6 protein-coding genes and 1 pseudogene are annotated in these 7,090 nt (G+C 34.6%); 6 read left to right on the plus strand and 1 reads right to left on the minus strand.

Features of this window, described 5'->3' with window-relative positions:
• Positions 1 to 162: 162 nt before the first annotated feature.
• The 5 genes from BLP68_RS18510 (at position 163) to BLP68_RS18530 (ending at position 5,876) form a co-directional block, all read left to right on the plus strand.
• Positions 163 to 1,818: an ABC transporter substrate-binding protein gene (locus BLP68_RS18510; RefSeq protein WP_091546863.1), complete on the plus strand. Its 1,656-nt coding sequence runs from the start codon at positions 163 to 165 to the stop codon at positions 1,816 to 1,818.
• Between the two features lie 93 nt (positions 1,819 to 1,911).
• Positions 1,912 to 2,883, plus strand: a complete 972-nt coding sequence (locus BLP68_RS18515) for an ABC transporter permease (protein WP_176759105.1) — start codon at positions 1,912 to 1,914, stop codon at positions 2,881 to 2,883.
• A gap of 25 nt (positions 2,884 to 2,908) precedes the next feature.
• On the plus strand, positions 2,909 to 3,829 hold the full coding sequence (locus BLP68_RS18520) for an ABC transporter permease (RefSeq protein WP_091546865.1): 921 nt from the start codon (positions 2,909 to 2,911) through the stop codon (positions 3,827 to 3,829).
• A gap of 2 nt (positions 3,830 to 3,831) precedes the next feature.
• On the plus strand, positions 3,832 to 4,875 hold the full coding sequence (locus BLP68_RS18525; RefSeq protein WP_091546868.1) for an ABC transporter ATP-binding protein: 1,044 nt from the start codon (positions 3,832 to 3,834) through the stop codon (positions 4,873 to 4,875).
• Positions 4,875 to 5,876, plus strand: coding sequence for an ABC transporter ATP-binding protein (locus BLP68_RS18530; RefSeq protein ID WP_091546869.1), 1,002 nt, complete (start codon positions 4,875 to 4,877; stop codon positions 5,874 to 5,876). The genes BLP68_RS18525 and BLP68_RS18530 overlap by 1 nt, the downstream gene beginning before the upstream one ends.
• A gap of 75 nt (positions 5,877 to 5,951) precedes the next feature.
• Here the strand turns inward: BLP68_RS18530 and BLP68_RS18535 are convergent, their stop codons facing one another.
• Entirely contained in the window at positions 5,952 to 6,527 is a 576-nt protein-coding gene (locus BLP68_RS18535) for a hypothetical protein (RefSeq protein ID WP_242877035.1), read from the minus strand.
• Between the two features lie 253 nt (positions 6,528 to 6,780).
• Between BLP68_RS18535 and BLP68_RS18540 the strand changes: the two are divergent.
• Positions 6,781 to 7,090, plus strand: a pseudogene (locus BLP68_RS18540) (IS1634 family transposase); the annotation flags it as partial.

The raw sequence follows: 7,090 nt of genomic DNA on the forward strand, positions 1-7,090 counted from the left end.
GTTACAATTTTTTAACAAAACATGTCTACTATGTTTATTGCAATTATTAGGTAGAATGGAAAAAAAAGTATTACATATATAAAATGATTGGTTTTATTGACTTAGCATAGTATTTATTATAACATTTAGAAAATTCAAACAAAGTAAAAAGGGGGAAATAAAATGATTAAACGAGTTACATTAAGTATTTTCTTAGTAATTGTATTACTGATTACTGCTTGTGGGGGGAAGGAGGTTGTTGGCCCAGACAATGATGTTGAAATGGGAGACTTGGTACCATCTATAACAATACTAAGTTCTTTACCAGAGGCCAACATGGTTAACTACGAAATGGCTCAAGAGCTGGTGGAGGAGCTGCAAAAACTAGGTGTTGATATCAAGGCCGAGCCAACTGATTTTGCAGTACTGTTGGATAGATTATACGGAGAAGAAGGAGATTACGATGCCTATACCATTGGTTGGTCAGGTAGAGTAGAGAGACTAGACCCAGATATGTTTATTCATTCCATTAACCATTCTGACAATGCAGATCCAGGGGGAAATAATACAAATAGATACAGAAACTCAGCATTTGATGCACTTGCCGATGCTCAAAGACAGGAAATGGACATTAATAAGCGTAGGGAGTATGTTTTTCAAGCACAGCAAATTCTTGCTGAAGATGTACCTAATATCACCCTATATTCAAGAGCAAATGTACAGGTTTACGATAAAGAAAGATTCGACAATGTTGTAAACATACCAGGTGAAGGGCTCTTTAATGAGTGGACTCCAATGTGGATAAATCCATTAACAGAAGATAAAATACTAAGGGTTGCAAGTAATATTAATTTGGATACACTAAATCCTTTAGCAGCTAAGAGTGTGTACGAGTGGAGAAACTTAAGACTTATATATGATAAATTAGTACGCTTAAGCCCTGAAATAGAACCGATTCCTTGGGCAGCAACAGGCTGGGACGTAGTTAATGATACAACTATAGATATACACTTAAGGGATGATATGAAATTCCATGATGGTGTGCAGGTAACGGCAGAGGATGTAAAATATACCTATGAATTATTTATTGATAGGAAGGTGGAATATTTTGCATCATTCTTAGCTCCCATAGACTCAATAGAAATCACCGATGAGAACACGGTAAGATTTGGCCTTAAATATCCATATGCTCCATTTATTACCAATACATTAACTCAGATTCCTATACTTCCAAAGCATATTTGGGAAAATATAGATGATCCAAATGAATATGCAAACGAAAAGCCTATTGGTAGTGGTCCATTTATATTTGAGAACTTTAGAAGAGGTGAAGAGCTGGTAGTTAAAACAAATAAAGAGTATTTTGAAGAAATCAAAATTGATGGATATATTTTTAACATATTCGCATCTCCAGAGGGTGTATTAACAGCGTTAGAGCTTCACAATATAGACATGGTTTCCTATGATCTTGTACCTGCCCATATAGACCTAATAAAGAATAATGATGGTGGTAAATATAATCATCTAGAAATGACAGAAGCTCAGGATATAGGCTTCTTCTATATAGGATTTAACCTAGACAGAGAGCCATTTAATAATAAAGATTTTAGAATAGCATTGTCTTATCTAGTGGATTACGATTTAGCACTGGATGTACACTTAAATGGATATGGATCTCGTGGTGGTGGAGGATTAGTAATAAACGCTGCAAATGAATATTGGTATAATCCAGCTGTTCCCATTTATGATACATATGATCCAGAGCGAGCTAAAGAAATATTAGAAGAAGCTGGTTTTACCTGGGATAGTAATGGTAAATTACGTATGCCTAAAGAGTAAACAACTTTCTTAACCAACTTCATATAAGCATAAAAGTCGATCTTTCTTCGACTTTTATGCTTAATATCATTAAGGCAGAAGGGAGATGGATGAGTGTTAGGTTTTATTATGAAAAGAATATTTACTATGGTAATAATGATACTTCTTGTTTCTACAATGATTTTTTTCCTGTTTAGAACAATGCCGGGGGACCCTACAGCCTTTATTGTAGATCCATCTATTCCTAAAGAGGCAAGAGATCAATTATTGGAAAGATATGGTTTGAACGATAGCTTATGGAAGCAGTATACAATTTTTTTAAAGGATTTAGTAAGGCTAGATTTTGGAAATTCTTTCTTTTATGGACGGCCTGTTACTGTAATTATTAAAGATCTAATTCCAGCTACTCTAATACTAATGTTTACAGCAATGCTTTTTGCATATATCATTGGTATCTTGGGGGGAGCATGGATGGCATGGAAAAGGGGAACAAAGCTGGAGTCATTTGGTATAACCATATCGCTAATTTTTAGATCTGCTCCTTCCTTTTGGGTAGGCTTGATGATGATTCTTATATTTGCTGTAAGACTAAAATGGTTTCCAGGTCAAGGGATGAGAACATCAGGGTATACAGGTGAAACCTTCCGTGAGATTTTTCTTACATTAGACTTTCTTAAGCATTTAATTCTTCCATCTATTGTTGCAGGATTATATTTTGTAGCAACTCCTTTACTGATAATGAGGAACAGTATGCTTGAGGTTTTATCAGAGGATTATATTGAAATGGCCCATGCAAAAGGCTTAAAGGAGAGTAAAATATTGTATCGTCATGCTGCACGGAATGCATTATTGCCAGTAATAACTGCCGGTGCTCTCTTTATAGGCTCTGCCATGGGTGGTCTAGTATTAATAGAATATGTTTTCAGCTGGCCAGGCTTAGGCAGGGAAATACAGAGGGCAGTTGTAAGACATGATTATCCTCTAGCCCAGGGTGCATTTATAATCATTGCTTCATTGGTTATGTTTATGAACCTAGTAGCAGATGTCCTATATGTTATTTTAGATCCTAGAATATCATATAAATAAAATTACAGCAGAAAGGGGAAGTAATATGTCTAAAACTGTTGTATCGACTTCAATAAAAAGCTTCTTTACTTCTAAAAAAAATAGTCAAGGTTTTTTTCCTGTCTTTATAAATAATTTGAAAAGAGATAAGCTGGCTTTAATAGGCGTTATACTATTAATATTTTTTATTGGAGTTGGTATATTTGCTGATTTTATAGCTCCCTATGAACCAAGGGAAAGACATTACAATGAAGAGGGAAAAATAAGAAGACTTGAAGCGCCTTCAAAGGATCACTGGTTTGGAACTACCGATGTAGGAAGAGATATTTTTAGTCAAGTTGTATTGGGAACAAAGACTGCATTAACCGTTGGAATTCTTGCTGCTTTACTGGTTACACTTGTTGGAGCAACGGTTGGAATAATTGCAGGTTATTCAGGTGGTGTAGTGGATGCAGTATTAATGAGAATCGTTGATTTTTTCTATGCCATACCCTTTATACCCTTTGTTATTATATTATCTGCCGTATTAAAACCAAGTATTTGGAATATTATATTGGCTGTGTCTTTATTGTCATGGAGGACTGTTGCTAGACTTGTGAGGTCTCAAGTACTGTCTATTGCCAAGAGACCCTTTATAAAGGCAGCTAAGGTTGCAGGTGCCAGTCATAGCAGAATAATGGTTAAATATATTCTACCAAATGTAATACCCCTTATATTACTGGAAATGGCATTTATGGTGAACTTCGCTATTATGGCCGAAGCAAGTATAGCCTTTTTAGGCTTTGGTGACCCTCAAAAACCCAGTTGGGGGCAAATTCTGCATATTAACTTTGTAACTGGAAACTCAAGAAGTGCATGGTGGTGGACTGCTACTCCAGGTCTGGCAATAGTCTTATTATTACTATCGATATTTTTCATTACCCGTGCACTGGAAGAAGTTGTTGATCCTAGACTGCGGAGGAGATAAAAATGCTATTATTAGAGGTGAAAAATTTAGATATTGATTATAAAACTCAAGAAGGAACCCTTAAGGCTATAAGTGATGTCTCCTTTACATTAAGACAAGGCGAAAGTGTTGGATTCGTTGGTGAAAGTGGCTGCGGTAAAACAACCTTAGCAAAATCTATTATGAAACTATTACCCAAGAATGGAAGTATTAGTAAGGGTGAAATTATTTTTAAAGGAGAAGATCTAGTAAAAAAGAGCAAGGAAGAAATTAGAAGAATAAGACATTTAAAAATCGCAATGGTATCCCAGAGTGCTATGAATTCATTGAATCCAGTTTATACAGTAGGTGACCAGATTATAGAAGGTATTCTGGCACATACCAATATGTCCAAAAAAGAGGCGGCTAAAAGGGCAGAGGAAGTCTTTAGTATTATAGGTCTAGAGGGAAAGCGACTAAAAAGCTACCCGCACCAAATGAGTGGAGGAATGAAGCAGCGAGCCATAATTGCTATGGCACTCTCCTTAAACCCAGACTTAATAATTGCAGATGAACCAACTACCGCTTTAGATGTTGTTGTTCAAGATAGGATATTAAGAGAGATTTTATCTATACAAAAACAAATGAATAGCTCAATGATTTTTATCACCCATGATATTTCTGTTGTATCAGAAATTTGTGACACAATAATTGTTATGTATGGTGGTAAAATAATGGAAAAGGCAAGTACAAAAATATTTTTTAAAAAGCCCCTTCATCCCTACTCACTAGGGTTAAAGAATGCATTTCCAAGTATTTTGGATATAGGAGAGGAACTAATTTCAATTCCAGGAACACCACCAAATTTAATGAAAAATTTATCAGGCTGTAGGTTTGTAGAAAGATGTCCATTTAGAACAACTCTATGTCAAAGTGAAATGCCTGTTCTTAGAGAGGCAGGAGAAGATCATCTGGTGGCCTGCCATTATATAGATAAGCATGAGGCCTTTACAGAAGCAGCTGAGCTACGAGAGACATGGGAAGCCGTTAGAAGCCGAATAATACAAGAAAAAGAGGAGGGTGCTTAATGGATACAATGCCTCTTATTCAAATAGAAAATCTTAAAAAGTACTATCTGGTTAATAATGGAATAAAGGATATATTTTCTAAAGAAAAAAAATATGTAAAGGCTATAGATGATATTAGCCTCATTATTAAAAAGGGAGAAATACTAGGCTTGGCAGGTGAAAGTGGCTCTGGTAAAACAACCACTGGCGAGATATTGGTGCGACTACAAGAACCAAGCGATGGCAATATAATATTTGATGGTCATGTTTTCAAAGCAAATTCTAAAATTGAAGAGAAAAAATTCAGAAAAGAGGTTCAGATGATATTTCAGGATCCATATGAAACTTTGAACCCAAGGTTTAACATATTCGATACAATAGCAGAGCCTTTAAAAATACATGGGGTTAAGAATAGACAGGATATATATGATCGGGTTATAAAAGCCCTGGAAATTGCTGAATTGAAGCCTGCAGAGCATTATATAACTAGATACCCACATGAATTAAGTGGAGGACAGAGACAGCGTGTGGCAATAGCACGAGGAATTGTTTTGGAGCCGAAATTTTTAGTTGCCGATGAGCCAGTTTCGATGCTGGATGTTTCCATTAGAGCAGATATACTAAATCTGCTTAAAAATTTACGAAAAAAAATGGGTCTAACTATGCTTTATGTATCCCATGATTTATCTACCATTAAATATTTATGTGATCGTATTGCCATTATGTATTTAGGTAAAATAGTAGAAATTGGTAATGTAAAGGATGTAATAGACAATCCACAGCATCCATATACTAAGGTCCTTTTATCATCGGTACCAGTGGCTGACCCAGATTATAAGCGACAAAGTATTATTATAGAGGATGAAGTTCCTGATCAGATTCATCTTCCGGAAGGCTGTAGATTTGGACCACGATGCCCATATTCAACAGAAGACTGTAAAAACTTTGATCACACTTTATTTGAAAGAAGAACTGATCAGTGGAGCGCATGTATATATAATGAAGAAGAATTAAGAAAATAACTATAACCGTCCCTAAGGGGACGGTTTAGAAGTTTCTCGCTCTAAACTCATAGTTCTTACTATCTAGTTTTATAATTATAATTTATAATGCAATATCATTAGAATATTACCATATACTTCTCTAACTAATATATAGTGATCAAACATCTTTTCAATAGTGCTAATAATTTTTCCTCTATTACTAATTTCAATTTCTCCTTTTACTTCATATACATCAACTTTAACCTTATCCCAATTTAGACGTTGCAAACTACTGGATTGAGTATCATTTATTAATGCCAACGGTATAGTTGCAAAAATATTACCTCCATATACCTCATGAGCCTCCCAGAATTTATTATGAACTTCAAAGACATTAGATGTTTTTAAGTCTGATGTTCTTATCATAGAAAACCTTTCTAGGTAATCGCCATCATATACATTTTTCACCATTACTGACTTGAATAAAAAAGTTTCTTCTGTTATTTTTTCGATTTTTATGTCCAATCCATTACTTTGAAGCTGCTTTGTATTAGTTGTTTCAATTAATTGCTTTTTATAGGCTTCTGCTTGTTCGATTAATTCTTCTATTAAGCGCATTTTTCCATTGGAATCAATGTTTTTTTCTAAGTTATATACTATAGTTTTTATCCTGTTAAATTCGTTGATCAAATTAGTCACCATCCTAGTTACTATTAGCATTATTGTTTACATTATATTATAAATTATAGAATAAGAAAATAAGTTATGTGTCACAAATCGACTAAATTCTTAAGGAATATTAACTCCCGGGAGTTTGACAGTTGAACATTTCAAAACCATTTTAAAAGCTTGAAAAGGCTTATTTTTTTTGTGTTTTTTTCATTTTTGTATAGCGCACTTTAACGCACTGTGTTATAATGTATATAATAGGAGGTGTTGTTTAATGAGACTCAAGGTAACCAAATCTAAAAATTCAGCTTCGCTTTATGTAATAAAATCTGTTTATAACAGCAAAACTCAATCCAACTCTTCAGTTATTGTTGAGAAACTTGGAACCGAAGCTGAACTCAGAGAAAAATTAAATGGACAAGATCCTTATGCGTGGGCTAAAAACTACATTGCAGAGCTCAATGAAAAGGAAAAAGAAGAAACTAGCAAAGTCATGGTTCGATACTCTCCCACTAAGCTCATTGCCAAAGAAAAACAACGCTCTTTTAATGGTGGCTACTTGTTTCTTCAAAAAATTTATTACG

This window comes from Alkaliphilus peptidifermentans DSM 18978 (assembly GCF_900101495.1).
Taxonomy (GTDB): Bacteria; Bacillota; Clostridia; order Peptostreptococcales; family Natronincolaceae; genus Alkaliphilus_C; species Alkaliphilus_C peptidifermentans.